The 26824-nt window shown below is 47.3% G+C and carries 29 protein-coding genes; 7 read left to right on the top strand and 22 right to left on the bottom strand.

The features are described from left to right. Positions 1-18: 18 nt before the first annotated feature. The 6 genes from QWJ20_RS18955 to ycjG all read right to left on the bottom strand — a co-directional run bounded on the left by QWJ20_RS18955 (position 19) and on the right by ycjG (position 7457). Positions 19-1095 (bottom strand): P1 family peptidase, encoded by a 1077-nt coding sequence (locus tag QWJ20_RS18955; protein WP_433993226.1) that lies wholly within the window; start codon positions 1093-1095, stop codon positions 19-21. Between the two features lie 8 nt (positions 1096-1103). Continuing rightward, a complete protein-coding gene (locus QWJ20_RS18950) occupies positions 1104-2003 on the bottom strand; it encodes an ABC transporter permease subunit (RefSeq protein ID WP_433993225.1) in 900 nt (299 codons plus the stop codon). 8 nt (positions 2004-2011) lie between these two features. Then, positions 2012-2932 (bottom strand): ABC transporter permease, encoded by a 921-nt coding sequence (locus QWJ20_RS18945; protein ID WP_014913740.1) that lies wholly within the window; start codon positions 2930-2932, stop codon positions 2012-2014. Between the two features lie 18 nt (positions 2933-2950). Continuing rightward, complete coding sequence (locus QWJ20_RS18940; RefSeq protein ID WP_039513385.1) at positions 2951-4492, bottom strand: glutathione ABC transporter substrate-binding protein; 1542 nt, start codon at positions 4490-4492, stop codon at positions 2951-2953. 83 nt (positions 4493-4575) lie between these two features. Beyond that, positions 4576-6447, bottom strand: a complete 1872-nt coding sequence (locus QWJ20_RS18935; RefSeq protein ID WP_433993224.1) for an ABC transporter ATP-binding protein — start codon at positions 6445-6447, stop codon at positions 4576-4578. Between the two features lie 44 nt (positions 6448-6491). Then, positions 6492-7457, bottom strand: a complete 966-nt coding sequence (ycjG, locus tag QWJ20_RS18930; protein WP_433993279.1) for an L-Ala-D/L-Glu epimerase — start codon at positions 7455-7457, stop codon at positions 6492-6494. Positions 7458-7661: 204 nt separating this feature from the next. On the opposite strand from ycjG, the gene rph reads away from it, so the two are divergent. Both rph and pyrE read left to right on the top strand, forming a co-directional pair. Continuing rightward, a complete protein-coding gene (gene rph / locus QWJ20_RS18925) occupies positions 7662-8378 on the top strand; it encodes a ribonuclease PH (RefSeq protein WP_014913743.1) in 717 nt (238 codons plus the stop codon). A 57-nt stretch (positions 8379-8435) separates the two neighbouring features. Next, positions 8436-9077, top strand: coding sequence for an orotate phosphoribosyltransferase (gene pyrE / locus QWJ20_RS18920; protein WP_095993161.1), 642 nt, complete (start codon positions 8436-8438; stop codon positions 9075-9077). A gap of 227 nt (positions 9078-9304) precedes the next feature. Here the strand turns inward: pyrE and slmA are convergent, their stop codons facing one another. The 3 genes from slmA to coaBC form a co-directional block, all read right to left on the bottom strand. Then, positions 9305-9901, bottom strand: a complete 597-nt coding sequence (slmA, locus tag QWJ20_RS18915) for a nucleoid occlusion factor SlmA (RefSeq protein ID WP_005967978.1) — start codon at positions 9899-9901, stop codon at positions 9305-9307. Positions 9902-10029: 128 nt separating this feature from the next. Continuing rightward, entirely contained in the window at positions 10030-10488 is a 459-nt protein-coding gene (gene dut, locus QWJ20_RS18910) for a dUTP diphosphatase (protein ID WP_010285710.1), read from the bottom strand. Next, complete coding sequence (gene coaBC, locus QWJ20_RS18905; protein WP_433993223.1) at positions 10466-11743, bottom strand: bifunctional phosphopantothenoylcysteine decarboxylase/phosphopantothenate--cysteine ligase CoaBC; 1278 nt, start codon at positions 11741-11743, stop codon at positions 10466-10468. The genes dut and coaBC overlap by 23 nt, the downstream gene beginning before the upstream one ends. Positions 11744-11896: 153 nt before the next feature. Between coaBC and radC the strand changes: the two genes are divergently transcribed. The 5 genes from radC to QWJ20_RS18880 all read left to right on the top strand — a co-directional run bounded on the left by radC (position 11897) and on the right by QWJ20_RS18880 (position 15280). Then, the gene (gene radC, locus QWJ20_RS18900) at positions 11897-12562 is read left to right on the top strand and encodes a RadC family protein (RefSeq protein ID WP_095701190.1); all 666 of its coding nucleotides are present in this window, start codon (positions 11897-11899) and stop codon (positions 12560-12562) included. A gap of 237 nt (positions 12563-12799) precedes the next feature. Then, on the top strand, positions 12800-13036 hold the full coding sequence (rpmB, locus tag QWJ20_RS18895) for a 50S ribosomal protein L28 (protein ID WP_039278630.1): 237 nt from the start codon (positions 12800-12802) through the stop codon (positions 13034-13036). Positions 13037-13047: 11 nt separating this feature from the next. Then, positions 13048-13215, top strand: a complete 168-nt coding sequence (gene rpmG, locus QWJ20_RS18890; RefSeq protein ID WP_002208990.1) for a 50S ribosomal protein L33 — start codon at positions 13048-13050, stop codon at positions 13213-13215. A gap of 213 nt (positions 13216-13428) precedes the next feature. Beyond that, positions 13429-14238: a bifunctional DNA-formamidopyrimidine glycosylase/DNA-(apurinic or apyrimidinic site) lyase gene (mutM, locus tag QWJ20_RS18885; RefSeq protein ID WP_433993222.1), complete on the top strand. Its 810-nt coding sequence runs from the start codon at positions 13429-13431 to the stop codon at positions 14236-14238. A 67-nt stretch (positions 14239-14305) separates the two neighbouring features. Then, the gene (locus QWJ20_RS18880; protein ID WP_433993221.1) at positions 14306-15280 is read left to right on the top strand and encodes a glycosyltransferase family 9 protein; all 975 of its coding nucleotides are present in this window, start codon (positions 14306-14308) and stop codon (positions 15278-15280) included. An 8-nt stretch (positions 15281-15288) separates the two neighbouring features. On the opposite strand, the gene coaD is transcribed toward QWJ20_RS18880, so the two are convergent. The 13 genes from coaD to waaO form a co-directional block, all read right to left on the bottom strand. Beyond that, the gene (gene coaD, locus QWJ20_RS18875; RefSeq protein WP_125233303.1) at positions 15289-15768 is read right to left on the bottom strand and encodes a pantetheine-phosphate adenylyltransferase; all 480 of its coding nucleotides are present in this window, start codon (positions 15766-15768) and stop codon (positions 15289-15291) included. A gap of 28 nt (positions 15769-15796) precedes the next feature. Further along, positions 15797-17074 carry a lipid IV(A) 3-deoxy-D-manno-octulosonic acid transferase gene (gene waaA / locus QWJ20_RS18870; RefSeq protein WP_127156613.1) on the bottom strand — a complete coding sequence of 426 codons (1278 nt, stop codon included), beginning with the start codon at positions 17072-17074 and terminating at the stop codon, positions 15797-15799. Between the two features lie 227 nt (positions 17075-17301). Further along, complete coding sequence (locus tag QWJ20_RS18865; protein WP_433993278.1) at positions 17302-18162, bottom strand: glycosyltransferase family 32 protein; 861 nt, start codon at positions 18160-18162, stop codon at positions 17302-17304. A 71-nt stretch (positions 18163-18233) separates the two neighbouring features. Continuing rightward, a complete protein-coding gene (locus tag QWJ20_RS18860) occupies positions 18234-19004 on the bottom strand; it encodes a glycosyltransferase family 2 protein (RefSeq protein ID WP_433993220.1) in 771 nt (256 codons plus the stop codon). Positions 19005-19077: 73 nt separating this feature from the next. Further along, positions 19078-19497 carry a cupin domain-containing protein gene (locus tag QWJ20_RS18855; RefSeq protein WP_433993219.1) on the bottom strand — a complete coding sequence of 140 codons (420 nt, stop codon included), beginning with the start codon at positions 19495-19497 and terminating at the stop codon, positions 19078-19080. After that, entirely contained in the window at positions 19466-20200 is a 735-nt protein-coding gene (locus tag QWJ20_RS18850; RefSeq protein WP_205557416.1) for a glycosyltransferase family 2 protein, read from the bottom strand. The genes QWJ20_RS18855 and QWJ20_RS18850 overlap by 32 nt, the downstream gene beginning before the upstream one ends. 12 nt (positions 20201-20212) lie before the next feature. Next, on the bottom strand, positions 20213-20833 hold the full coding sequence (locus QWJ20_RS18845) for an HAD family hydrolase (protein WP_433993218.1): 621 nt from the start codon (positions 20831-20833) through the stop codon (positions 20213-20215). Next, positions 20820-21449 carry a phosphodiesterase gene (locus tag QWJ20_RS18840; RefSeq protein WP_433993217.1) on the bottom strand — a complete coding sequence of 210 codons (630 nt, stop codon included), beginning with the start codon at positions 21447-21449 and terminating at the stop codon, positions 20820-20822. Before QWJ20_RS18840 ends, QWJ20_RS18845 begins: the two co-directional genes overlap by 14 nt. Positions 21450-21453: 4 nt before the next feature. Beyond that, entirely contained in the window at positions 21454-22212 is a 759-nt protein-coding gene (locus QWJ20_RS18835) for a glycosyltransferase family 2 protein (protein ID WP_205557422.1), read from the bottom strand. 29 nt (positions 22213-22241) lie between these two features. Next, on the bottom strand, positions 22242-23180 hold the full coding sequence (locus tag QWJ20_RS18830) for a hypothetical protein (protein WP_433993216.1): 939 nt from the start codon (positions 23178-23180) through the stop codon (positions 22242-22244). A gap of 284 nt (positions 23181-23464) precedes the next feature. Beyond that, on the bottom strand, positions 23465-24550 hold the full coding sequence (locus tag QWJ20_RS18825) for a WavE lipopolysaccharide synthesis family protein (protein ID WP_433993215.1): 1086 nt from the start codon (positions 24548-24550) through the stop codon (positions 23465-23467). Between the two features lie 177 nt (positions 24551-24727). Further along, the gene (locus QWJ20_RS18820) at positions 24728-25696 is read right to left on the bottom strand and encodes a hypothetical protein (RefSeq protein ID WP_433993214.1); all 969 of its coding nucleotides are present in this window, start codon (positions 25694-25696) and stop codon (positions 24728-24730) included. A gap of 56 nt (positions 25697-25752) precedes the next feature. Next, positions 25753-26772, bottom strand: a complete 1020-nt coding sequence (gene waaO, locus QWJ20_RS18815) for a lipopolysaccharide 3-alpha-galactosyltransferase (protein ID WP_433993213.1) — start codon at positions 26770-26772, stop codon at positions 25753-25755. Positions 26773-26824 lie beyond the last annotated feature (52 nt).

Below are 26824 nucleotides of genomic sequence, written 5' to 3'. Positions count from 1 at the left end.
TCCTACGGGAGAATTTGCTTATGGATAAAGAGTCGCAGCCAACCGATCCAACGCCTGTGGCAGCGCCGGGCGATGATGGCCGCGAAAACCGGTCACGGCGTCTGCCTGAAGCATGGCGTCGAGCACTGCGTGTTCAGTCGCGTCGGCGGCGGCGCTTAACAGCGATTCAAGCTGTGCATCCTCCGGCGGTTGCGGCTGTGGGCAGGTCGAGAACGCGACGGCGATATCGCCGGAACCGTGTCCCCAATAGCTGCCGAGCCGGCCTAATCCTGCACCAGCACGTTTGGCGATGCGTTTGAGCTGGCGGGCATCGAGCGGGGCATCCGTCGCCATGATAATGATGATCGATCCGGCATCCTGCTGCGGCGCGAGCTCGGGCAGGATAGGTGCGATAGCGTCGCCCATCTGTATGCCGTCCAGCGTCAGCGAAGAAAGCGTGCCGAAGTTTGCCAGCACCAGTACACCGAGCGTGGCGTTCAATTCGGGAATCAGGCGCGATGCGGTGCCGATGCCGCCTTTCAGGCTAAAGCAGCTCATGCCGCGTCCGGCACCCACGCTGCCGCGTGTGAAGCTGTCTGCGGCATTGTCCAGTGCCTGTCGTGCCATGTGTTCCGTTACGGCCAGCGCCTGAATGTCGTTCAGCCAGCCGTCGTTGCACTCCAGCGCCAGCGGGTTCACCGTCGGCAGCGTGCGACCCAGTTCAGGATTGCGGGCAATGGCATCGCGCACCAGCGTGGTAAACAGCGTGCCGGTTGCCAGCGTGTTGCTGAGCAGGATGGGCGTTTGCAGTAATCCCAATTCTTCGATCTGTACCAGTCCTACGGGTTTGGCGAAGCCGTTCAGCACGGCCGCGCCGCAGGGCAGGGGCTGGGTGAACAGGTTCTCGCCGGGCGGCACAATTGCCGTGACGCCAGTTTGCACTTCGCCTGCCGCCAGCGTGCAGTGGCCGACGCGTACGCCCGCCACATCACTGATACTGTTATGCGGTCCGCTGGCCGAGCGCGGCGTACCCAACTGCCGCGTCGTTTTCCAGCGTTTTAGCAACAGCGCCTGCTGCTGTTGGTGATAGTCGTTCATCTGGTGATCGCCGTGCATCGCCTTCCTCAGCTTTTCAGTTTGGGATCGAGCGTATCACGCAGCGCATCCCCAAGCAGGTTAAACGCCAGCACGGTGAAGAAGATCGCCAGACCTGGGAACACGCTGACGTGCCAGGCGCCAGCCATCATCAGGCTGCGGCTCATCGCCAGAATATTGCCCCATTCCGGTACATCCGGCTCTGGGCCAAGGCCGATGAAGCTCAGGCCTGCCGCAGTCAGGATGCTGGTGCCGATACGCATGGTGAAATAAACGATCACGTTAGGCAGCGTGCCGGGCAGGATGTGGCGCATCAGCACGATGCGATCCGGCGCACCCGCGCAGCGTACCGCCTCCACATAGGCCGCCTGTTTCAGCGACAGCGTAGAAGCACGCACGATGCGGGCGAAGACCGGTACGCTGAAGACCGCGACGGCGATAATCACGTTATTCAGGCCGGGGCCGAGGATCGCGACGACCGCAATCGCCAGCAGCATGCCGGGGAAAGCGAACAGCACGTCTGAACCACGCATGATTAGCGTATCTACCCAGCGGCCGTAGTATCCCGCCAGCAGGCCGAGCACGATGCCGACCAGCATGCCCAGCGTGACGGAAAAGATGCCGATATATAACGAGATGCGAGCGCCGTAGATGATGCGGCTCATCACATCGCGCCCGAGATCGTCGGTACCCATCCAGTGCGCCGCTGAAGGCGGTGAAGCCAGCGATGCCCAGTCAGGCTCCATCGGGTTCCACGGTGCCAGCCAGGGGGCGAAAATGGCGACCAGTACCAGCAGTAGGACAAAGCCGCTGGAAACCAGCGCCATCGGATTACGGATAAAGACCTGAACGAAGTCGCGCCACGGCGAACGTATCGTCTCTTCATCAAGCGTGGCAACGGCCACGACGGGTTCGGGAGGAAGCTTCATCGTGTCTCCTAACGTAGGCGAATCGCCGGATTGACCACCGCGTACAGCAGGTCCACCAACAGGTTAATGACAATAAATTCAAACACGAACAGCATTACCAGCGCCTGAATGACCGGCTGATCCTGCGTCTTGATCGATTCAATCAGCAGCCAGCCCAGACCCGGCCAGCTAAACACGCTTTCAACTACGATGGAGCCACCGAGCAGGAAGCCGAATTGCAGCCCCAGCATGGTGATGACCGGAATCAGCGCGTTACGCATCACGTGCTTCCAGGTGACTAGCCGATTGCGCAGCCCTTTGGAGCGAGCGGTACGGACGTAGTCTTCCTGTGCAACTTCCAGAAACGCGGAGCGGGTAAAGCGTGCCATGACGGCAGCCACCGATGCCCCGAGCGTCAGCGCGGGCAGAATGATGTCGCTGGGCTGATTGAAGCCGCTGACGGAAAAGACGCCGAACGGCATGGCGACAAACTGAATCAGCAACAGACCGAGCCAGAACGGCGGCATGGAAATCCCGCCGACCGCGAAGCTCATCAGCGTCCAGTCCTGCCATTTGCCCCGCTTGAGCGCGGAAACCACACCAATCAGCAGACCGAGCAGCACTGACCAGACAAAGCCTGCCAGCGCCAGCCACATGGTGGGCATAAAGCTCTTGCTGATGACGTCGATAACCGGCTGCTGCGTGCGGTACGTCACACCCAGATCGCCGCTGAACAGGCCGCCGAGCCAGTGGACATACTGCTGCGGCAGCGGGTCGTTCAATCCTAACTGCTGACGGGCGGCTTCCACCGCCTCAATGGTCGCGTCAGCACCGGCGTAAATACGTGCCGGGTCACCCGGCAACAGTTTTATAAAACCGAACACTAACAGGGAGACCACCAGCAGAACCGGGATCATTTCCAGCAAACGTCGGACGATATAAGCAAACATGGCGTTCTCCCTGACCGATTACTTAAATTCAGCCTGATCGAAGATCAGTGAGCCATCAGCCAGCATGTACACGCCGTTGAGGTTCTTGGTTTTGCCGACAACGTTATCCGGCGAGCCCAGGAAGACCACCGGTGCATCCTGCCAAATCTGACGCTGTGCATCAGCATAAGCCGCAGCACGTTTGTCGGTATCGGCCGTCGCCAACCCAGCGGTAATCGCTTTATCCGTTACCGGATTGCTGTAGTAGGAAACGTTATACGCAACCGGAACCCAGGACTCAGTTGCGAACAGCGGACGCAGTGCCCAGTCAGCATCACCGGTAGATGGAGACCAGCCGTTGTAGAACAGGTCAAATTCGGCGTCTTTCGGATCTTTTACGCCAAACAGCTTGGCGTTACGCATCCCGGAATCCATCGGGGTGACGGTGACCTTGATGCCGACCTGCTCTAACTGCTGTTTGAAGAACTGCGCGCTACGGATGTAGTCGGTGCGGTTCGTTGTCCACAGCTTCAGGCTCAGGCCATTGGCGTAGCCCGCTTCTTTCAGCAGCGCCTTGGCTTTTTCTGGGTTATAGGTGTAGTTCGGTGAGCTTTGGCGTGCGAAGAACTGCACGTCCGGAGCCATCGCAGAGGAGGCAGGAACGCCCATGCCGGCAAAGCCGACTTTCAGCCAGATGTCGCGGTTGATGGCGTAGTTGAGCGCCTGACGCACGCGGATATCGTTCAGCGGCGGACGCAGGTTGTTCATCGCCAGCCAGAATTGATAAATACTCGGGTCGCGCTGAATCGCCAGCTTGCTGTCGTTTTGTACGGTGCCGATCAGATCGGAAGGCAGTGGATAAACGGCATCCACCTGACCGGATTTCAGTGACGCCACGCGGGTGGAATCTTCCGGCGTCGGGTAGAAGGTCACGCTGTCGACTTTTGGCCAGCCTTTCTGCCAGTAGTTGTCGAATTTCACCAGCTTCACGTCTTTACCCTGCTGCCATTCGGTGAATTTGAACGGGCCAGTACCGACTGGGTTCACGCGCAACTGTGCTTCGTCTGGGTATTTCTTCAGTGCTTCCGGGCTGTGCATAACGGCAGACGGGTGCGCCAGCGTGTTCACAAAGGCACCGAAAGATTTGTTCAGCTCGATTTTGACCTGCGTCGGCGACAGCACGGTGACGGTTTGCACCATGTTAAACAGGCTGTTGCGCTTTAAGCCCTTGCTCTGATCGGCCAGACGGTCGAGGTTAGCTTTAACGGCGTCGGCGTTGAACGGCGCGCCGTCCTGGAAGGTGATGCCTTCGCGCAGCGTCACGACGAACTCGGTGGCGGTGTCATTACTGGTGTAGCCTGTTGCCAGACGCGGCACCAGCTTCATTTTATTATCGAACTGGAACAGACGCTCGAAGATGCCGCTCTGAATGGAGTAGCTCAGCGTGTCCGAGGTATCGTGCGGGTCGAGCCCGGTGATATCGGCATAGATAGAAATGCGAAGGTCTTGCGCCTGGGCTACAGCCGCCAGACACAGTGAGAGCCCGAGGGCAACGGCAGAGCGGCGAACGAATGGCTTCATGGTTTCTCTCCTGGTCAGTATTGAACGTGTGTTGTGTTTTATGGCTATTTTTTGTGGCTATTTTTTTGTCATGACGTCGTGTTTCAGGCTGCCGATTCGTTGTCGGCGACCCAGTGCTGCGGCGCAACCTCTCGGTAGCGCGTTTTGGCGACGGCCTCGCCTGCTTTACGCAAGGGGGAGGGGATTTCGCTGTCGTCAAACTGGCGTGTGCCGCGACGGGTTGGATCGGCAATCGGAACCGAAGCCAACAGGCGGCGGGTATACGGATGCTGCGGGTCGTTAAACACCGACTGGCGCGGGCCGATCTCCACAATCTGGCCGAGGTACATCACCGCGACGCGGTTGGCGATACGCTCGACAACCGCCATATCGTGCGAGATGAAAATCCACGACACGCCGGTTTTCTTCTGGAGATCCATCATCAGGTTGACGACCTGTGCCTGAATCGACACATCGAGCGCCGAAACGGCTTCGTCAGCAATGATGACCTGTGGCTGTAGCGCCATCGCGCGGGCAATCGCGATACGCTGACGCTGCCCGCCGGAAAACTCGTGCGGATAACGGCGCGCGTGCTCTGGCAGTAGACCGACGCTTTTTAACAGCGCCTGCACCTGCGGTGTCGCTTCTTCCAGCGATTTCACTAACCCGTGCAGCAGCAGCGGTTCGGCGATGGTGAAGCCGACCGTCAGGCGCGGGTTGAGCGAGGCGTACGGGTCTTGAAACACCATCTGCATTTCCCGGCGCAGCGGCTGGAATTCCCGCTCTTTCATCTGGGAAATTTCGTTACCCTGAAAATGAATGCTTTCGGCTTGGCTCTGTACCAGACGCAGCAGGGCACGTCCGGTGGTGGATTTACCACAGCCGCTTTCCCCCACGATAGCCAGCGTTTCACCTGGCCAGACGTTGAAATCAATCTGCTCTACCGCATGAACGTGGTGAGTGATGGTGGATAAAATCCCGCTGCGAATGGGGTAATAAACCCGCAGCCCGCGAATATCCAACAGCGGCTCGGCGTCATAGCGGGCGGTAACCTGCTCACTATTTTCTGGATCGGCAGCCTGCCCTAGTAAAGGAAAGCGCTTTGGCCAGAGGCTATCGCGCATGTCGCCCAGCTTCGGTACAGCGGCCAGCAGCGATTGGGTATAAGGGTGCTGCGGTGCGGCAAAAATCTGTTCGACGGTGCCTTGCTCCACGATCTCGCCGCGGTACATCACCACCACGCGATCGGCGATTTCCGCCACCACGCCCATGTCGTGCGTGATAAACAGCACCGACATGTCGCTCTGCTGTTGCAGGTCGCGCAGGATTTGCAGAATGCGTGCCTGCACGGTGACGTCCAGCGCAGTGGTCGGTTCATCGGCAATCAACAGTTGCGGATCGCAGGCCAGCGCCTGTGCAATCATCACACGCTGGCGCATTCCGCCGGACAGCGAGTGCGGATAGCTTTTCATCACGCGATCGACGTCTGCGATGCGCACCTTGTGCAGCAGCTCACGGGCTTTTTTGTCCGCGCTAGCCGCATCGCAGATTTTGTGGTCAAGCAGCGCTTCCGTGAGCTGATCGCCGACTTTCAGTACCGGATTAAGTGAGGTCATCGGCTCCTGAAAAATCATGGCGAGATCGCGACCGCGCAGCTTACGACGCGCTTCCGCTTTCATGCTCAGCAGGTCATGCTGCTGGCCGTCGCGTGCGGTGAAACGGAGCGCACCGCGTTCGATGTTGGCAGAGTCCGCCAGCAGCCCCATCACGGCGAGCGAAGTCACGGACTTGCCTGAACCACTTTCGCCGACCACGGCGACCACTTCCCCTTTATTCACGGTAAAGGAAATGCCTTTTAGCGCCTGATGCGTGCCGGAACGGCCGCTAAAGCTGACGCTCAGATCGTCGATTTCCAGTACAGGCCTGGGGGCGTTACCGGGTGCTGTGGCGGCACCCGCGTGCATGATATCCGTCATGGTCACTCCGGTTGATGATTTGATGGTTACGGCGGTTGATGGCGTCATAGCCAAATTCGGCCAAGGTTATAGGTCAGATAAGGCGAACTGTCGGCGGCCAGCCAAATAGGGCCGTCGAGATCGACGTGTTCGGCATCGGCGGCGACGGGCAGGGCGGCTTCCATCGCCATTGACGAGCCCAGCGTGCAGCCGACCATAATGCGTAAGCCGTGAAAGTGGGCTTCGCGCACCATCGCCAGCGCTTCAGTCAGTCCGCCACACTTGTCCAGTTTGATGTTGATCATGTCGTAACGACGGCGTAGCCCGACGATGTCTCCGCTGTGGCGGCAGCTTTCGTCCGCACAGATCGGAATCGGGTGAGAAAATCGCTGTAAATCCTCGTCTTTACCGACAGGGAGCGGTTGCTCAATCATGGCGATCTGATAAGGCAGCAGAGCGGTGGACAGGCTATGTAAATCCAGCCCGCTCCAGCTTGCTCTCGCGTCGACAATCAATCTGGCGTTAGGCGCGGCAGCACGAATGGCGGCAACCTTCTCCAGAATCAATTCGCGATCCAGTTTGATTTTCAGCAGCAGGGCACCGTGGGAAACGGCATTGGAGGCGGCAGCGGCCATTCTCTCCACGCTGTCGAGCGCCAACGTTTGCGCACAGACCACGGACGTAGGGGGATGAATGCCGATGCGCTGCCATAGCGTCTTTTTTTCCAATGCGGTGTTGAGCCGCCACAGGGCGCAGTCCAGCGCATTTCTGGCCGCACCCGGCGATAAATCTTTCTGGAGCTGTTCGATGGTCAGGCCGTGTTCTATTGCCTCACGGACCGCAGAGAGCTGGCGACATACGCTGTCGGCGGACTCGCCATAATGGGCGACTGGCGTACATTCGCCTTGTCCAATAAATCCTTTTTCTTCCAACGCGACGCGGATAACGGTGACCGCACGACGCGTCCCGTTTTCAGCCGCCATAGGACGGGCTAGTGGCAGATTGACCGTTTCAATTTGCATATGCCGCATCATGATTTTTTCTCATCAACGCTCAGGGGATGAACGGACTATTTCATGATGCATCATCACTGACGAATACTTGTTCATCAGTAGGGTATAACCTCAGGTTATACCATAAGTTCAAGGTATGGCTTTCTGATGCCGCTTTCCCGCAACGCGAGTGATTTCGTGTATAATACGCGGCAGTTTTCATTGACCCACCGGAGATGAGCCATGCGCCCAACAGGCCGAAGTGCACAGCAAGTACGCCCCCTTACATTCACCCGTCATTACACGAAACACGCTGAAGGTTCCGTTTTAGTCGAATTTGGCGATACCAAAGTGTTATGCAATGCCACGGTAGAAGAGGGTGTTCCGCGCTTTCTGAAAGGCCAGGGACAAGGATGGGTCACCGCCGAATACGGCATGCTGCCGCGTGCGACGCACAGCCGTAACTCGCGTGAAGCCGCCAAAGGTAAGCAGGGCGGTCGGACGCTGGAGATTCAGCGCCTGATTGCACGTTCCCTGCGTGCGGCAATCGACCTGAAAGTGCTCGGTGAGTACACTATTACGCTCGACTGCGATGTCTTGCAGGCGGACGGCGGCACGCGTACGGCGTCCATCACCGGTGCCTGCGTGGCGCTGGCCGATGCGCTGAACCAGATGGTTGCCAAAGGTAAGCTGAAAAAGAACCCGATGAAAGGCATGATCGCCGCCGTTTCCGTCGGCATCGTGAACGGCGAAGCGCTGTGCGATCTGGAATACGTGGAAGATTCCGCTGCGGAAACCGACATGAATGTGGTCATGACCGAAGACGGCCGCATGATTGAAGTGCAAGGGACGGCCGAAGGCGAGCCGTTCAGCCACGAAGAATTGCTCACCCTGCTGGCGCTAGCCCGAGGGGGAATTGATACCATCGTTCAGGCGCAGAAAGCCGCCTTAATCGATTGATTTTATAAGCGACCAATTGGTCGCTTTTTTTATATCTGAAGACGAGGAGATGCAGTAATGAAAGCCTACCAGCGCCAGTTTATTGAGTTTGCACTCAGCAAGCAGGTATTGAAGTTCGGCGAGTTCACCCTGAAATCCGGGCGCATTAGCCCCTATTTCTTTAACGCCGGGCTGTTTAATACCGGGCGTGACCTGGCCTTACTGGGGCGTTTTTATGCGGCAGCGCTGGTGGATTCTGGCGTGGAGTTCGATTTGCTGTTCGGACCGGCTTACAAAGGTATTCCGATTGCGACTACCGCTGCGGTCGCGCTGGCAGAACATCACGATCGTGACCTGCCGTACTGCTTCAACCGCAAAGAAGCTAAAGACCACGGTGAGGGCGGCAGTCTGGTTGGTAGTCCGTTACAGGGCCGCGTGATGCTGGTGGATGACGTGATTACAGCCGGTACGGCGATTCGCGAATCGATGGAAATCATCGGTGCGCACGGGGCGACGCTGGCGGGGGTGATGATTGCGCTGGATCGTCAGGAACGTGGCCGCGCCGAGCTGTCCGCGATTCAGGAAGTGGAACGCGACTATCAGTGCAAGGTGATTTCGATTATTACGCTGACGGATTTGATCGCCTATCTGGCAGAAAAACCAGAGATGGCAGCGCATCTGGATGCAGTAAAAGCCTATCGTGAGCAGTACGGGATTTAACGTTGTGAGTCAGGAGCCCGAGGTTGCTGACAAAGCCTGTAGAGCGGGAGTAACGGATAGATCGTAAAGACGCTACAAGTACGTCCCTGTAAGCTCGGATTGCGCCATCCCTGGCGCAAACGCTTTACTCTTCTATTCCGTTACCCCGTTTCCGTTTGGCAAATAGGTTTGTCAACGGTCGGACCCGGCAGGAATATCTGGCGGGTTTTAATATCTAAGAGCGGCGTTTAGTTCAGCTGTGCAGCCAGCAGCGGCCAACGGGTGTCGAATTCTTGCGTTGGACGATAGCGGAATTCAGAGCGAATGAAGCGCGACAGCATCCCTTCGCAAAACGCTAACAGCTGGCTAGCCAACAGCGTTTCATCATGCTGGAAACCTTTGCCATCGCGTAGCTTATGCTCGCGCAACACCTGACGCAGCTGCGATTCAATACGTTCAAACAGCTGGTTAATACGCCCTTGCAAGCGATCCTGTTCAAACATCAGCGCGTGACCGGTCATGATGCGAGTCAGCCCTGGGTTCCGTTCCGCAAACCCTAAAATAAGCAGCAAAATCAGACGAAGACGATTAAACGTTTCTTTTTCGTCTTGCAGAATCAGGTTAATGCGGGTGGTCAGGCTGTCCTCAATAAATTCAATCAGGCTATCAAACATCCGCGTTTTACTGGGGAAATGCCGGTAGAGCGCTGCTTCGGATACGCCGACGTTCGCCGCCAGTTTTGCCGTGGTAATGCGTTGGCTACCGTCGCTGGATTCCAGCATCTGCGCCAGCGCCTGCAAAATTTCCTCGCGGCGATTCCTTTTCGTATTTTCTTTTTCTGCCATGTCTGAAAAGACCCTTGCTAAATATTTGACTGACAAGCACCCGTTAGCGCCACAGTAGCCATTTCTTTTTGGATAGATAGGCGCTGTGGCTTATAGGAATTTTTTACACTATGGGTGGCTGGATCGCGTTAGCTACGGCCGGAGTGGCCGAAGCCGCCTTCTCCACGTTCGCTGCCGACAAAATCTTCGACCAGATTGAATTCGGCCTGAACGACGGGCACAAAAACCATCTGTGCGATGCGCTCGCCCGGCTCAACCGTAAACGTTTGTTGACCACGGTTCCAGACGGAAACCATCAGTTGTCCCTGATAGTCCGAATCAATCAGCCCCACCAGATTCCCCAGCACCACGCCGTGCTTATGGCCCAGCCCGGAGCGAGGCAGGATCACCGCCGCCAGTCCGGTATCGGCAATGTGAATCGCCAGTCCGGTTGGAATCAGCGTGGTTTCCCCTGCTTTGAGTTCAATCGCCTGATCCAGACAGGCACGCAGATCGAGCCCAGCAGAACCCGGTGTGGCATAGGTTGGTAACGGGAATTGTTGCCCAACGCGTGGGTCAACAATCTTAACGTCGATTTTTTTCATCATAACGGCTGATAATCTCGTCGATTAATTTTTGGCCAAGAAGACGCTTGTCGCACTGCGGCAACGGCGTGTCACCACCTTGCCAGAAAAGGTGTAACGCATTGGTTTCACTGTTAAAACCATGCCCGGAAAGAGAGACATTGTTCGCGCAAATCAGATCCAGCTTTTTACGCGCCAGTTTTTGTCGGGCGTATTCTTCCACATTCTGGGTTTCGGCAGCAAACCCGACAACATAAGGACGATTTTTCGTCATGGCTGCGACACCGGCGATAATATCTGGATTTTTGACCAGAGTGAGAGTCATTTCATCGCCCTGCTGGTTCTGTTTTTTAATCTTCTCATCGGCGATGTGTTTGGCACGGTAGTCGGCAACCGCCGCACAGCCAATCACAATGTGCTGCTGGGCCGCGTGTTCCATCACCGCGTGCTCCATCTCCAATGCGCTGCCAACGTCAATGCGTGTGACGCCCTTCGGTGTGGCGAGCGAAACGGGGCCGCTGACCAGTGTGACATTCGCACCACGGGCGGCTGTGGCCTGTGCGATAGCAAAGCCCATTTTCCCGGAGCTGTGATTGGTAACAAAGCGAACGGGATCCAGCGCTTCCCTCGTCGGCCCAGCGGTGACCAGAATGTTCAGATGTTGCAGATCGTTGATGGCAGAAAAATGACGCTGCGCCAGCCCGACAATCTCCATTGGGTCGATCATGCGGCCTGGTCCAATGTCGCCACATGCCTGACTGCCGCTATCTGGCCCCCAGATCGGTAAACCGCGCGTGGCCAGCGTACGCAGGTTGTCCTGCGTGGGCTCTGCGCGATACATCTGCTGGTTCATCGCAGGGACAACAGCGATAGGGGCGGATGTCGCCAGACAGATCGTGGTCAGCAGGTCATTCGCCATGCCAGCAGCGACTCGAGCGATCAGATCGGCAGTCGCCGGGGCGAGAATGACTAAATCAGCCCATTTTCCTAACTCGATGTGGCCCATTGAGGCTTCAGCCGCAGGGTCGAGCAGGTCGTCTGATACCGGGTAGCCGGAGACGGCTTGCAGCGTCAGTGGCGTGATGAAAGCTTTAGCGGCAGAGGTCATGACAACTCGTACGTCGGCTCCGCCATCGCGCAGGCGTCGCACCAGTTCCGGGCACTTATACGCGGCGATGCCGCCGCTGATACCCAGCACGATTCGTTTGCCGGAGAGTGCATTCAGGCTGGAAAATTCCGTCATCATCATGGTCCGATTGAAAGTCAGAAGATGCGCCATTTTACCATAACCTTGCGGGCAGATAGGAATCTTAAGGTGGTTACCGTGGTTTCCCTAAGAAGATTGCGAAGCGCTTCGCAGCCTTTTACCGCCGGTGTCGTCCTGTTTTTACGGGCGTGACATGATGCCGTTGAGCGGTATAGGGAGAAGGTGATGGGCTGGGAAAAAGGATTGGCACCGCGTGAAAAACTGGTGCGCTTAGGGGCTGAATCACTGACGGATGTTGAATTGCTGGCGATTTTTTTGCGCACGGGGCTACCGGGCGTGCATGTGATGCAGCTGGCAGAAGACTTATTGGCGCATTTTGGCTCGCTCTATCAACTGATGGCGGCCGACCAGGCAGCGTTTCATCATGCCAGAGGCGTGGGGATATCAAAATATACGCAGCTCAAGGCGATCGCAGAGCTGTCGCGGCGGCTATTTTTCTCTCGCCTGGCGAAAGAGGATGCCATGCTGAACCCGGAAGCGACCGGTCAATATTTGCAGCTACTGCTGTCCCGACGTGAGCGTGAAGTTTTTTTAGTTCTATTTTTGGACAATCAGCACCACGTTATTCGCCATCAGGAGATGTTTGTTGGTACGATTAACAGTGTGGAAGTCCACCCGCGTGAGATTGTGCGCGAAGCGCTAAAAGCAAATGCTGCCGCGCTAATACTGGCGCATAATCACCCGTCTGGAAAAGCGGAGCCGAGTCAGGCTGACCGTGCGATAACCGAACAGATTGTCAAAGCCTGTCTGTTAATGGAGATCCGCGTGCTCGATCATTTGGTTATTGGGCATGGCGAATACGTTTCTTTTGCCGAGCGCGGCTGGATTTGACAGATATTTCCGCGATCCAATGGGATCTTTAGCTGTTCGGGACTTGAGCACTTACGCTTCAGAGCGTATACTACGCCACCTTTGAGAATCTTGGGTGTGGCGTTAAGAGCCTATCTCAGCAGGTTTATCCTGATGACAGAGTCTTTTCAGTGAAGTTGCTGAGATGGGCTCTAAAGCCTGACGAGGCGGCCAAACCCTATACGAAGCTCGAGCTGATTTGATTTTTGGAGAATAGACATGTCCCGAGTCTGCCAAGTTACTGGCAAGCGTCCGGTGGCCGGTAATAACCGTTCCCACGCAATGAATGCGACCAAACGCCGTTTTCTGCCGAACCTGCACTCACACCGTTTTTGGGTTGAAGGTGAAAAACGCTTTGTAACGCTGCGCGTATCTGCGAAAGGTATGCGTGTTATCGATAAGAAGGGTATTGAGACGGTTTTGGCCGATCTGCGTGCCCGTGGTGAAAAGTATTAAGGAACTGAATCATGGCTAAGGGTGTTCGCGAGAAGATCAAGCTTGTTTCTTCTGCTGGTACTGGTCACTTCTATACCACTACGAAGAACAAACGTACTAAGCCGGAAAAATTGGAATTGAAGAAATTCGATCCAGTTGTCCGTCAGCACGTTCTCTACAAAGAAGCTAAAATTAAGTAATTTCTGCTTCTTGATAAAACCCGGCCTTGGTCGGGTTTTTTTTCGCCATATGCCAGCCAGATGTCGATTTTTTTTAACTGCTTTGTGTTAAATACTGCGGATAAAATAGGCTAGCCGTTGCCCTGTTTCCCGCTGCATCCCCTGTCTTGCGGGCTGTCACAGATGGTATCCTGCTGTTTATGCTAATGTAGCCACCTTTATCAGGAGACGCACATGCCTGAATTACCTGAGGTTGAAACCAGCCGTCGTGGGATTTCACCGTATCTTATCGGCCACACCATTCTTTATGCTGAAGTGAGAAACTCACGCCTGCGCTGGCCGGTATCGGCTGAGATTCTTTCGCTGAGCGATGAGCCGGTGCTCAGCGTGCGTCGGCGGGCAAAATATCTGCTGATTGAGCTGACTCGCGGCTGGATTATTGTGCATCTTGGCATGTCTGGCAGCCTGCGGGTGTTACCGGAATATAGCGAGCCGGAAAAACACGATCACGTTGATTTGGTGATGGACAGCGGTAAGGTGCTGCGTTACACCGATCCTCGGCGCTTTGGTGCCTGGCTGTGGACGGATAATCCGGAGACTTGTTCGGTATTGGCGCATCTCGGGCCAGAACCGTTAGAGGCAGAATTCTCTGCAGATTACCTTTATCAGACTTCACGCGGTAAAAAGACGGTAATCAAACAGTGGATTATGGATAACAAGGTCGTCGTCGGCGTAGGCAATATTTACGCGAGCGAATCGCTGTTTGCGGCGGGTATCCATCCTGACAGAACGGCTGGATCGCTAAATGAAAACGACGCAGCCATATTGGTGGGCGTGATTAAACAGGTGCTACAGCTTTCGATTGAGCAGGGTGGCACGACACTGCGTGACTTCTTGCAATCAGACGGTAAACCCGGTTATTTCGCGCAGGAGCTACGCGTCTATGGCCGCAACGGTGAACCTTGTCGGACATGCGGAACGCCGATAGAAATCGCGAAGCATGGGCAGCGCAGCACGTTTTTCTGTCGCCGCTGCCAGAAGTAATCGGTATTGTGGATAAAAATTCAGATAAGTAACAAATGGCGATAATGCTTATTAAGGGAAAAGAAGTATGCAGCGCATTTTGTTGATAAGAATCGATTTTCTGGGTGATATGGTATGCACTACAGCGTTGATTCATTCTCTGAAAAGAAAATGGCCGGCTGCTGAAATCCATGTATTAGCGAACAAGTATAATTCATACGCGCTTGAAGATAACCCAGACATAAAAGAAGTGCATCATTATGTTTACAGCAAAAGTCGAGAGAGAAATAACCGCAGTGGTTTAATCAGTTCATTAATCGATAAGTTTCTGTTGATTACTCGCTTAAAGCGTTTGAATTTCGATTTGTTGATTATTCCTAATGGTGGGATGAATAAGAATGCGATTCAGTTCGCTAGATGGATGAATATTCCTGATAAGCGTTGGCACACGGCTGAGACAGAGTTTGACGATCGCAACATCAAGCATATTGCTAACCGGCCAATAAAGCATGAAATATTAGCGGGATATGATTTGGTGCCCGAGCTTGGTGTAACGAACACTGACGATCTAAAGCTTTATATTTATCCTAATCCTGAATTAAAAAAGCAATGGTCAGAAAAATTAGAAAATAACGGTAAAGCGAATATCGGATTTTTTATATCAAATAAAGCACATGAACGTCGCTGGCCGTGGGAAAACTGGTACTCACTTGCTAAGTTAATTGGCAATAATTTCAATATCATTATTTTCTCTAGTCCAGGTGAGAAGCCGGAGCAAGATGCGCTTAATGGCATTACGGTTCAGTGTATCGATACTGAAACAGTGCCTGACCTTATCGCAGCGATGAGCCAATTAGATTTGGTGGTTTCGGCTGATAGTGCACCAGTTCACCTTGGTGCGGCGTTGCAGATACCCGTTGTCGGTTTATTTGAAGCAAGACCAGAAAAATATTTGCGTTGGTATCCGATCGGTGTAAATCACGTCTTGCTGCATTCAGGAAAATGCATCGATAGTATCAGTGTGGCTGATGTCAAAGAGGCTGTCATTTCTCTAATCCCGTAAACGGATGATCAGCGGAGCTTTTCCATTAAGGCACTAACGATGGCATCGGGTAAGAAATGCGATACGTCACCGTCGTGACGAGCCACTTCTTTGACCAGAGAAGATGAAATAAACGACCACTCTTCTGATGGCATCAGGAAGACGCTTTCGAGAGTCGGCATCAGGTGGTGATTCATTTTTGCGAGCTGGAGTTCATATTCGAAATCGGCAACGGCTCGCAAACCACGCACAAGAATATTGGCTTTTTGCTGTTGTGCGAAGTGCACCATGAGATCGCTGAAACCGACCACTTCGACGTTCGATAAATGCTGCGTCGCACCCTTTGCCAGCGCCACACGTTCATCCAGAGTGAAAAGCGTATGCTTGCTCGGGCTGGCCGCGATGGCTAGCACCACATGGTCGAACAGGCGTGATGCACGCGTCAGCAGATCCAAATGACCATTGGTTAATGGATCGAACGTTCCAGGATAAATCGCTTTGGTTGTCATCACGTCAGCCCTTTATTCACTGTTTCGGTCACTGTGTCCGCTGGGGCAAATAAGGTTCCAGTAGCGTAAGCAGCATCTGTAGTGCGCCCTGGTTTTGGTGTAACACTTCCACGGCATGTCGACCATAGTAAAGACGATAATCTTCGTCAGCGAGCAGTTTCCCGACTTCTTTCCCCAGTGAGTCTGCATCGGTCACGGTAATCAGCCCGTCGGCCTGATCGAGTTTGTTGCAGATATCTTTGAAATTGAACGTGTGTGGCCCCATCAATACTGGGATCGCATGAGCTGCCGCTTCTAGCGGATTATGCCCGCCTCGTTCAACCAAGCTTCCACCGACAAAAGCCAGATCGGCGATACCGTATAACAGCATCAGCTCGCCCATGGTGTCCCCAATAACGACCTGCGTGTTTGCAGGAGGCTGGTCACCGCTGCTGCGCAGCGTGTAGGTGAATCCCAGATTTTCTGCCAGCGCCTGCGTGGTGGAGAAACGTTCTGGATGGCGAGGCACAAGAATGAGTAGTAAGTCAGGGTAGGTGGCAAGCAGCTGTCGGTGAGCGGCTAGAACGATCGCTTCTTCACCTTCGTGCGTACTGGTGGCTATCCATACTGGACGGTGTGGCGCCCATTGTCGACGTAATGTAATAGCTCTGGCCGCCAGTTCTGGCGTCACGGAAATATCAAATTTGAGGCTGCCGGTCACTTTCAGGCTGGAGCGCTTCAGACCAAGATCGATAAATCGATTACCATCTTCCTGATTCTGTGCGGCGACGAGGGTAATGCGCTGCAAGATATGGCGCATGAGTTTCCCGATCTTTTTATAACCCGCAGCAGAGCGTTCTGACAGCCGGGCATTCGCAATGACCAGCGGAATTTCGCGTTTATGCAGCTCTGCGATCAGATTTGGCCACAGCTCAGTTTCCATAATGATGACGATTTTCGGACGAACCTGGTCAAAAAAGCGCTTCAGAGCACAAGGCAAATCATAAGGCAGGTAAACGTGATAGACCGTGTCGCCAAACGCTGAACGCACGCGCTCGGAACCGGTTGGCGTCATGGTTGTTACTGTGATCGGCAGATTGGGATAACGATGGCGCAATGCTCTCACTAAGGGAATAGCGGCCAGCGTTTCACCCACCGACACCGAATGCAGCATGATGCCATCTGGCTTGACCTTCTCTGCACAAAAACCGTAGCGTTCACCCCAGCGTCGACGATAGGCCGGAGCCTTACGGCCACGAAGCCACAGGCGAAGCCAAATCAACGGTTGGATGAGGTACAGGATAATGGTGTAGAGAGTTTGTAGCATAAGGTTTACTGTTATCGGTTATCGCTGGGATGATTTTATCGGGTTAGTGAGGATAAGGCTATTTGTAAAACGAATGTCGTTTATTCCTCAGCCGATTTTCCTAAAAATCGCTGGTAGATGCGCGCAGTGGCCGCAATCGTTGAATTTGGTACGGGATAAACAGACAACTGAACGAACAAGAGGATCTAACTATATCCACACGCACCTTACTTATGAGACGTTTGTATCTATTTTGAGCTTTTAAGGAAGGTACATTTCATTTTTCTTATGATGCCTTTGCTTTCATTAATAATATTTTTCTTTAGTCGCTGCAGAGGATAAAGAAAAAACAACCATAATCGATAATATAATCTATCTTTTCCTTCTAGCATAACAATAGAGTCTTTGAGCTTACTGTAGTGATGTCTGTTAAGCTCTCTTAGCGTCTCTTCGGTAACATTGCGGTATTTTAACCCTATGTTACGATGATTTTCTTCATGATGGAAAAACTCAGTTTTATTGATTTTTTCAATACCAACAGAAAATGGTACTGGGCCTGTAGTATTTAATACACCTTTCATCCCTACACCATAAATCCAAGGTTTGTAGCGTTTTAATCTATGCACAACTTCGTCTATAGCGGATTTAATGTAAGGAGATCTTGGTACTGAAATTATGTTCCATTGTTGGTATTCTCCACACGTTAAGAAATCTAACTCTTTGTGTAATCCCATATTTCTATCGCAGCCACATTCCTTATTATCCCAACTGCATAGCAATATTTCACAATCTTCTTTAATGGCTTCATCGAGTGGGATTGAACATGAACTTTTAATATCCAAATAAACGCCACCCTCGATGTAAATCAAAAGATAACGAAATAAATCAGCTCTGGCTGCACCATAATTTGGATCTATACTTAAATAGATACTCAGCATTTCTTTTCCGTAATATTTGTCTATATATTCAATTATGCTCTTTTCATCGTAGAAACAATGCTCCCACCCCGGATTCATCTCTTTTAATTTTTCGATGGACTCTAAAATTCCTTTAGGTAATCCATGTATGCCTTTGGTATATATTTGATGGATTTTATTAGGTACTTTCATCACTGTGTCGTCCCTGGTGAAAATTAATTTAATAGTAGTAATGTTTTGTTTTTATATTAAAAATGTAACTTTTATTTATTGATTTTATTACTAAGTGACCATAACTCAGTGTACTTGTTAAATGTATATTGAGCGTTAACAAGTGCGAGCAGCAATCCTTGTTTCCCATCCAAAAAACCTGCCCTGAAGATCCATGTTTTTAAGAATGAAAATATGGAATGAGTAAATATCTCAGAGTAGCGGCAAGATATTCCTTTCTCATGACGTTCTCTTGCCCACGCAACAGCATAGCGCAACTGCTTTTCCTGGAATACTGAGAAATCACGGCAGGTTAAATGCTTAAGATCTCCATATAAATATTGAACAGGGGCATCGCCGCAATTCAATGATTCATGCACTTTGTTGTCATTGTACTGGTAGTGTTTACTTGCATAGAGTCGTAACACCTTATCGGGATACCAACCGCTATATTTCATAAAACGACCAAGAAAAAGATTCCGTCTCGCACAGGAGTAGACAACTCTATCATCTAGATTGGATTTGAGTAATGTGCTTTCAATTGATTGACGTAGTTCAGGCGTTATTCTTTCATCGGCATCAATAAAGAAGATATATTCTCCGCTAGCATAACTCTGCGCACGCTGCCTTTGTTTACCATACCCCGGCCAGTCATTGTGTTGATAGACTTTTGCGCCATATCGATGAGCTATTTCTACCGTAGAATCGGTGCTGCCAGAATCTACGACAATGATTTCATCGGCCCAACTAACAGATTGCAGGCACTCTTCTATTAATTCTGATTCATTTTTTGTGATTATTATGATAGATAGATTTTTTTTCACAGTGCTACCTTATGAAAATTGTATATCTCGATGTGATTTTTCTATCTTTAAGTAATGTTGTAAGAATTAATCATTAAGATAAGTGATCCTTTGATGTGGCTGTTTTTGTTGAATACTTATCGTTGTTTGCTCCTGGGATTTTCACAACTACATTCGTTGTACCGTCTTCAAGGCACTCAAAATCGGTGCTTTCATTTGGCTCCATAATAATTATGTCACCAGCGTTATATTCTATTCCATTCATTTTCACACGACCACTAATTATGATTGTGTATTCGGTTGCGATCTTATGGTAGTGAGATTCTTCATAATCTCCTTTTTTATATGATTTTACTGCGACTTCGCAATCATTAGTTTTTAATAATGATGGCTCGAAGTTTCCAATAAACCATCCACCTTTCATGTTTGATAAATTATCCAGTTTCATTCTTATTACCTTGTTTTCTGTTTGACTATTTTTATTACTTGCTTGCTTTTTTTTCTTTATATTCATAAATGTATTCTGCAAGCTGAGCTTCTGTTTTCAATGGATGAAATTTTTCATTATTAATTTTATGTATGGATATTTTTTTTTGTTTCAATATCATCTCATTTAATGTTTGAGAAATATAAAAATTTCCATTCACAGCGTTGTCTTTTCGAATAACTTCTTTCGCACACTCAACAAAATCACTACCATGCTTAAAATAATAGAATGATACTAGGGCATTTTTACTGATAGGGTTTTTCTCCGAAAACTCAATTGGTGTGCCTTCTTCATCCAATTTTGCAAATGAGTAACGAGGGTGGACTGAGTTAAATGAAACAACCCCTGCGTCTGCTCCTACTTTGCGGAATTCTTCAATAACTTTACCACTATCATTTTCCATAAAGTCATCGATTGCCATCAGGATTAACTCTTGGTCACTATCTATAAATTCAACACCCAGAAGGGCAGTGCATATAGCCCCTTTTGTTTGAGCATGAATCGGGATAATTTTTGCAGTAGGCTCAATCTGTTGTATAACGGCATCTGTATGAAATTGTTTTATCTCAGTATCTTTGACACAGAATAATAGCTGACGGGGTTGAACTTGCTGTGTATATTTTATTTGCTGTTCTAATATCGTACCTTCACTGACTTCGGTAAGATAAAGTGGATATTTTTCTTTGTTTGTATCGATATTAGGTATTCCCATCATAAACATTATGTTCATTTCAGTTCGCCTTCAATTGCAATGATTCTTTTTTTTTATGTTGTAGTAGTTTACCTCATTAACATCTTTCACTGTCATTAAATGACCGCCAGATGCTAACGCCGCTTTTATTCCATTTTCATTATCCTCGACAATCAAACATTCACTCGGTTTTAATCCCATCTTTTCCATAGCCTTTAGATAAATCTCGGGAGATGGTTTTGGCATCTTTACATCTTGATTAGAAATAATAAATTCTAAATAATTCTTTAACTTTGAGTGGTCCATCATCATTTCAATTGTCATTCTAATTGAATTTGAACAGCAAGCAATGCGATATCCTTCTGCTTTCAATTTTGAAAGTGCAAACTCGTGATTAAAATGAGGGCGACATTGGTTATGAATTATTTCTACTGTATATTGTTGCTTCATTTCATTTATGAAGTCGTGTAATTTTTCGGGCAAACCTTTCTCTATACTTAATTTTTTAAGCTTTGTTGAGGTTGGTAAACCATCATAACTAGATAAATGCTCTGTTCGCATGATTTCATACCCAAATAGAGCTAGGGCTTTGTTTAATGCTTCGTAGTGCCAATCCTTGGCATCGATTAGCACGCCATCCATATCAAATAAAACAGCTTTAATTTTTTCCATGAAAAAATTCCTCTGCGTCTTCGGGATAATCGGTACAGAGCATTAAATGATCATCCTTAATGCTTTTGCAGTTTTTGATTACTTCCCACTGTTTGCTTGTCTCTCGCTTGTGTAAGTCTGCTGACACAATACAGACGGCCTTCCCGTTGATAATTAGACGGTCAATCACTTCGGCTTCATACCAATCACTATTGAAGCTATCGAGCCAGATACCAGCTGCAGCGTTCTGCATGACAGGGGTTGGTAATATATCTGAAAGCCCTGTAAATACGCGTAGTCCGTGCCGTATTTGGACTCGCATATCGGGGATAGACATATCAAATGTGAAATAATTGCTGTGATTGTATTTTTCAAGTAATTCTAGCGTTTTCTCTGCAATTCCGTCTGCCTTTATATTTAACGCCAATGGTAGGTTGCGGCCATTCATTATTTTTAAAACATCTTCGAATAATATTTCTCCGCCTATTGGCATATCATGTGAAATTACTATTTCCCCTAGGCTATCACGTAAATCTGTTTCCGTACCAAATCCTAGTTCAAATGATCGTTCAAAAGCGATTATTTGATTACGTTCTGATGGTTTCTTCCAATATCCACGATGAGATAGTATTATCATTTTTTTAACCGTTAGTTTTTTTTATTTTTTCTGAAATAGGATTTTTTAGAAATAAATCTAGGTCTGCAGGTATTCCTAAACCGTACATACCATTATATTCTTCGCCAATTGGGTAAATACCAATTTTCTTTCCTTCTTTAATAAGGTAGTTGTATGCAGGGCAAGTGTAAAATTCGTTATTTACACGAATGTTCTCAGCGATCATCTGTTCTGCTGAGCGAACTAAATCACTTCCTTTCTTGAAGTTAAAAATACCAACTGTCGCATCAGAAGAAATGACTTCCTTTTCTGCTGTTTCAATAACTAAACCGTTTTCATTTGTTTTTGCATAGGACCATTTTTTGTCTTGTGATTTCATAGTCATAATCATCCCGTCCAAATTACGAGATTGCATTGCATCTAAATATTCATTTATATCAAAGTCAATGTATTGATCGCTATTTGCATTCATTAAAGGTTCATTGCTGTTGAAAAATTTTTTGGCAACTAGAGCTGTGCAAACTTGCCCTTCGGTAATTCCATTGATTCCAATTATTTCAACATTTTTTGCATAAGATTTTAATTTAGGAAATAAATTATACTGATCAATATGTGATTGCTGGGCTACAAAAATAAATCGATGTTCTACTTTCGGTGTAAGATTGTCTACAACGATTTTTATCATGGGAACACCATGTACGGGTATCATAGGTTTAGGTAAAGCATAACCTGCATCTGCAAATCGGCTTCCTTTTCCAGCCATTGGTAATACTATGTTTAACATTCTCATGCTCCTTTAATGTCTATATTTTTCTATTTTTTCGGTGTTCCGATGGAAATATTAAATTCAAAATTTAATATAGATAGTTGTAGTTGAAATAATTGCAACATGCACAATTGAAATAAATATATTCGAATGTGATTCTTACGAATATGCATCCTTATAATCTGTTTCCGAAATTTAAAACCAGAGCCTTCAAAAGATACTTTTCTGTAAATCTCTAGATAGCGTTCTTGGCGTGTACATATGTGTGGTGTCCAACCACGATCTCGTATAAGTCTTATGAATTCGTATTCAGGACAATAAGTTATACTTTTAACTTCTCTAAGGCGTTCCGATATGGGGGGGGTATTATTTACAACATCAGACATAACCTCTGGTGTTGCAAAAAACAAACAATCTGTCCCGCCCATAGATTCAAATCCGCGTATAAACTCCGATGCTTCACCTGCAAAGGTGAAAAAACCTTTATCAATATCTTGTGTGGGGAGTTTATTCAGAATATTGCTTATATCCAGATTTTTTTTGAGCCAAATATCTGGACGAATACATAAAACAAGATCATATTTTATCTTGTTTTTCGTAGCATATTCTTCTCGAAGTTGATTTGATTTCCTTATACTGTAATACATTGAATGAATGCCAAATATACTCATCTTGGTTTCATCGCTATCGTGACTTTTTTTTATTTTTACAACACCCCAGTCCTGCGGTTTTTGTTCTTCTATTTCTATTTCTCTAAATTCACCGTAGGCTTTTATTATATCAGACTTGTCACTTTTCCCTTTGGATGATGTTGAATTATGCCAAGTGATAGTATTATGATCGAGTGTTGACCACGTGTGCATAAATAAATCACAATCATATTTATTTATTAAGTTTTTTTTCAAGAAAGGTGCACATCTATCATATGTTCGTAGGTGTCCAAAAAAACAGATGGCTATTTTAAAGTTAGACAGTTTTTTCTCCATAGGGAAATTTCTCTATAGTTTTAAATTTAAAGGTTATTTAAAATTAACTTGGCGTGCGTGTTTTATTTTTCCGTACAATCGAAATGTCTTCGAAATGCATTTCCCCTAAAAATAAAACAAATATTTTACACACATTCTCTAATGTCTATTTAATTAATTATTGAATTTTTATTTTTTAAGGTCAGGTTGGTTGTTGTAATTGACGATTTTTTTGTATAAATGACAATTTTACTACATTGCTATAAGTGCTTTCTATTTAATACTAGGCAGGTTATATAAATGTTTTATTTAGGAAAAAATATGTTTCTCGTGAAATACTGTAGCAGTTTTTTCCTTTTTTCTTTTCTTAGTTTTTGAAGCGACTTTCCACCAAAGAAAAAAATGGTACATAATTTGGCTAAGAAAGTATAGAATTTTAAATGTAGGATTTTTTTATTGATGGAATCACGAGTGACGTCTTTGCTAGGTACTGTTAGTGACGGTTCTAAATATCTTTGATAGAGCTGTTGCCATTCAATATGAGTAATGACATCCCGAAAGTCATTTCTTGTAAATGCTCTTAAGTGATTTGGCGGCATCAGACTAAATTGTTCCCATTCTAAATAAATGAAATTAGAAACTGTATACTTCTCAGTGTCACTAGCTGTTTTTTCATTTACGTCTCTTTGATGTTTGAAATTTATCTCTTTGCCATTTTTCAACAAACAATTCACCCAGATGTGCTGTTCGGGAGTATATCTTGGAAGTGTTTTTTCCTTCTCTTTATAAAAAAGAGATTCATCTTTGGTCATTAATGGTACATCAAAGAGTTTTAGTAAATCTTCACGGAACCCAAAGAAAGCAATATCTGATGGGTGAAAAGACAACGGTTTTTCTTTTCGAGGATTACGAGCGAAAAAAGCACATGACAGGATTTTATGTTCAAAAATTTTATATTCTTGATCTGCTTCTGAGAACGTATCGAAAAAATATAAAAATTCTTTACCCGTTAAAATAAAGTCAGTACGTATCTTGAATGCGTATTTTTTGCTTGATGTTTTTAAGCCAGCGAACGTAGTTTGTATCTGGCGATTTAAATTATGCTCTTTGGGTTTCTCTCTACCATCATTCTCTTCACTATCGTAGTAGTAGTAACAACCAGGGTCTTCTATCAGGGCTATCTTATCGTAATCAAGTCCTGCTACATCTGCTCCAATATAAGTACTTAGTACTATTTCTGCTTTCGGGAAGAATTTCCGAATACTCTGTATTGTTTTAGGTGTAATTTCATGATTGACATTACCCTGTATGATAAACGAGATATCCTCATCTTCGATTATTTTGATATCCGAGCGGTCTTCGGATTTTTTCAGTTGGACTGTATTTTTCATTTTCTTCGCTATCAGACAAAGATAAATCATGAATGTATTTATCTTTCTGCATGAGTGATTAATTGGTCATGTTCAAGATGGTTTTTTTCTTGATTTTATTAAACTCATTCTCTCTAATTACTGTGCGGCGTATTAAATTTTATATACTACACAGTATTACTGCTATCTTCGAGAATGTTAGGAAATATGACTTCTCGGTGAATTTATCTTTTCATCAAGAGTCAGTGTTTTTCCTGTGTGGTTATATAAATATCTGTTTTTAGGTGGATGCCCATCTCTACAAAATTTAGTTACCGCTGATATTGATGTGAATGTCGACATGTTCGTGCCGATAAATATATTGCTGCGTGCTGCAATTTCAAAATCAATGATCGATGCTTCTAATGCATTTTTAGGGCTGAACTCATTCTCGGTAGTTGTATTTTTCTCTTTTAGTTTTAATCCAAATTCATCTCTTGCTAAATTTTCTATATCCTCGAATGAGCAGGTTAGAGCACTTTTATCATAAGTAATATAAAGTGTTTTTAGAGAGGGTAAGGTTTTTTTTATTTTACGAAATATGTGATTGCAACGTTCTAATGGTGTTGAGTTAACCTCATTGGGTTTTTTCTCCCATGAGTCTTCAATGTCTAACGGCCAATCACTCTCTATTCGTAATTGGCAAACGGCATCATATGGGCGCGCGTGCGAAATAAAATACTCTATCTTGTCTTCCATGTATTTAGATGGTGTCAAATATTTAAAAAAATCTATTACTATATCTCTATGTTCATAGTTCTGATTTTTTATAAATTCGTTGACGATAGATTCGCCTTTGAAAAATAGTTTGTCAGGATTGAGTTTTTCCCCTGTATATCGAGAAGTAATATAGTTGTTTATTTTTATATTGTACTTTGCGAAGAAAACATCCATTGATTTCTTATCGAATACGGTGAATAGATCTATATCTCTATGAAAGAATTTATATATATAAGAGAAATAAATTTTATCTCTCAGGTTTTTTTTGCTTTTATTAGCAATAAAATTAATGAAGTAGGGCAGAGCTATAGAAGAGTTTTTTTCTATGGCTTCAATTAATAGGGCAAGGAAAATCATTTTTTGATTATTCAGCCCACCACCTGTTCTTTTTAGAAACAATGTTCTCATTGTTTATATTCCTGATTTTACAAAATTTTTATTTTTAATGGTGCGATAGTGTGGCCCTACTTTGACAGGACTTTTCTATAGAAATACTTAAGGTAGCTAATTACACCTAATAGAATATAACCACTATGGAATTGATGTTTAGCGCAATATCTTATATTGCTCGTGGTTGTTGCTTGCAGTAAGGGAGACTGATTCCACGGTGATGCTCTTTTGGCATCTAGAAAATACTCCGTGCAAGCGTAATTTTCAGCCCATTTATGCCAGGGTTTTGTCGGCCCGATATAATGAATCATAACCGTGTCATTCTTTATAGGATTGACTGGCTTAGGCTTATTAAGTTCATAATTAATGCTATATTGTGTGTTGTATTTTTTATCAAGCCATATTGTTTTATCTATAAGTAAGATGTTCAATATGTCTTGATCGAGATAAGATATTTTTGCCTTTATTTTCTCGTCGGCAAGAAGCGACATAGCCAGTGAACTTATATCGTTTTTTTGCCATTGTGCGAGATTGATGTATAAGAATCCAGCATTAAAATATCCGGAATTGATTCCCGGTTCATCAAGCGCCTTTGCTCGTTTTTCCCACCAAACCTTGTCTTCTTCTGCTACTACTGCCGCAATGTTGTTGTTGAATTCGATTCCTAACAGCTCGTGTAATGAGCCTTTGCAAACAATGTCAGCATCGATATAAAGAAGCGTTTCAATTTCTGGGTAAAGTAAATCGGCAATCACAAAGCGAAAATAGGTGGCATAAGACCAGTTTTTGGTGCTGGGAAGCGATTTCAGTTCATCGCAATTTACAATGTAAAGACTAATATCTGCATTATATTGAGTGCTGAGGTTTTGAAACTTTTTCTCTTCATCATCACTTAATGAGTCAGTGAATATATGAAATGAAAATTTTATGTCAGGATTGTGGATCAAAATTGATGCTGCTGAAATGGCGCAGCCAAACATAAAATTTTTATCAATACCGTAAGCGATATTTAGCGCATCGGATTCTGAATTTTCCGCTAAGGGGCGAGTAAATGAAACTTTTCTTTTTATAACACCTTGCGATGAAAAATACATAGTGAACTCGGTTATGGCTCTTAAAAATAAATGGGGATCAACGCGTTATTTT

Source organism: Pectobacterium sp. S5 (genome assembly GCF_051707265.1).
GTDB classification, from domain to species: domain Bacteria; phylum Pseudomonadota; class Gammaproteobacteria; order Enterobacterales; family Enterobacteriaceae; genus Pectobacterium; species Pectobacterium polare.
Note: the sequence above shows the minus strand (reverse complement) of the source record. Positions and strands in the feature narration are given on the sequence as shown.

Excerpts from the sequence above, each read along its gene's own strand:
- QWJ20_RS18955 (WP_433993226.1), bottom strand. The coding sequence starts at position 1,095 with ATGCACGGCGATCACCAGATGAACGACTATCACCAACAGCAGCAGGCG.
- QWJ20_RS18950 (WP_433993225.1), bottom strand. The coding sequence starts at position 2,003 with ATGAAGCTTCCTCCCGAACCCGTCGTGGCCGTTGCCACGCTTGATGAA.
- QWJ20_RS18945 (WP_014913740.1), bottom strand. The coding sequence starts at position 2,932 with ATGTTTGCTTATATCGTCCGACGTTTGCTGGAAATGATCCCGGTTCTG.
- QWJ20_RS18940 (WP_039513385.1), bottom strand. The coding sequence starts at position 4,492 with ATGAAGCCATTCGTTCGCCGCTCTGCCGTTGCCCTCGGGCTCTCACTG.
- QWJ20_RS18935 (WP_433993224.1), bottom strand. The coding sequence starts at position 6,447 with ATGACGGATATCATGCACGCGGGTGCCGCCACAGCACCCGGTAACGCC.
- ycjG (WP_433993279.1), bottom strand. The coding sequence starts at position 7,457 with ATGCGGCATATGCAAATTGAAACGGTCAATCTGCCACTAGCCCGTCCT.
- rph (WP_014913743.1), top strand. The coding sequence starts at position 7,662 with ATGCGCCCAACAGGCCGAAGTGCACAGCAAGTACGCCCCCTTACATTC.
- pyrE (WP_095993161.1), top strand. The coding sequence starts at position 8,436 with ATGAAAGCCTACCAGCGCCAGTTTATTGAGTTTGCACTCAGCAAGCAG.
- slmA (WP_005967978.1), bottom strand. The coding sequence starts at position 9,901 with ATGGCAGAAAAAGAAAATACGAAAAGGAATCGCCGCGAGGAAATTTTG.
- dut (WP_010285710.1), bottom strand. The coding sequence starts at position 10,488 with ATGATGAAAAAAATCGACGTTAAGATTGTTGACCCACGCGTTGGGCAA.
- coaBC (WP_433993223.1), bottom strand. The coding sequence starts at position 11,743 with ATGGCGCATCTTCTGACTTTCAATCGGACCATGATGATGACGGAATTT.
- radC (WP_095701190.1), top strand. The coding sequence starts at position 11,897 with ATGGGCTGGGAAAAAGGATTGGCACCGCGTGAAAAACTGGTGCGCTTA.
- rpmB (WP_039278630.1), top strand. The coding sequence starts at position 12,800 with ATGTCCCGAGTCTGCCAAGTTACTGGCAAGCGTCCGGTGGCCGGTAAT.
- rpmG (WP_002208990.1), top strand. The coding sequence starts at position 13,048 with ATGGCTAAGGGTGTTCGCGAGAAGATCAAGCTTGTTTCTTCTGCTGGT.
- mutM (WP_433993222.1), top strand. The coding sequence starts at position 13,429 with ATGCCTGAATTACCTGAGGTTGAAACCAGCCGTCGTGGGATTTCACCG.
- QWJ20_RS18880 (WP_433993221.1), top strand. The coding sequence starts at position 14,306 with ATGCAGCGCATTTTGTTGATAAGAATCGATTTTCTGGGTGATATGGTA.
- coaD (WP_125233303.1), bottom strand. The coding sequence starts at position 15,768 with ATGACAACCAAAGCGATTTATCCTGGAACGTTCGATCCATTAACCAAT.
- waaA (WP_127156613.1), bottom strand. The coding sequence starts at position 17,074 with ATGCTACAAACTCTCTACACCATTATCCTGTACCTCATCCAACCGTTG.
- QWJ20_RS18865 (WP_433993278.1), bottom strand. The coding sequence starts at position 18,162 with ATGAAAGTACCTAATAAAATCCATCAAATATATACCAAAGGCATACAT.
- QWJ20_RS18855 (WP_433993219.1), bottom strand. The coding sequence starts at position 19,497 with ATGAATATAAAGAAAAAAAAGCAAGCAAGTAATAAAAATAGTCAAACA.
- QWJ20_RS18850 (WP_205557416.1), bottom strand. The coding sequence starts at position 20,200 with ATGAACATAATGTTTATGATGGGAATACCTAATATCGATACAAACAAA.
- QWJ20_RS18845 (WP_433993218.1), bottom strand. The coding sequence starts at position 20,833 with ATGGAAAAAATTAAAGCTGTTTTATTTGATATGGATGGCGTGCTAATC.
- QWJ20_RS18840 (WP_433993217.1), bottom strand. The coding sequence starts at position 21,449 with ATGATAATACTATCTCATCGTGGATATTGGAAGAAACCATCAGAACGT.
- QWJ20_RS18835 (WP_205557422.1), bottom strand. The coding sequence starts at position 22,212 with ATGTTAAACATAGTATTACCAATGGCTGGAAAAGGAAGCCGATTTGCA.
- QWJ20_RS18830 (WP_433993216.1), bottom strand. The coding sequence starts at position 23,180 with ATGGAGAAAAAACTGTCTAACTTTAAAATAGCCATCTGTTTTTTTGGA.
- QWJ20_RS18825 (WP_433993215.1), bottom strand. The coding sequence starts at position 24,550 with ATGAAAAATACAGTCCAACTGAAAAAATCCGAAGACCGCTCGGATATC.
- QWJ20_RS18820 (WP_433993214.1), bottom strand. The coding sequence starts at position 25,696 with ATGAGAACATTGTTTCTAAAAAGAACAGGTGGTGGGCTGAATAATCAA.
- waaO (WP_433993213.1), bottom strand. The coding sequence starts at position 26,772 with ATGTATTTTTCATCGCAAGGTGTTATAAAAAGAAAAGTTTCATTTACT.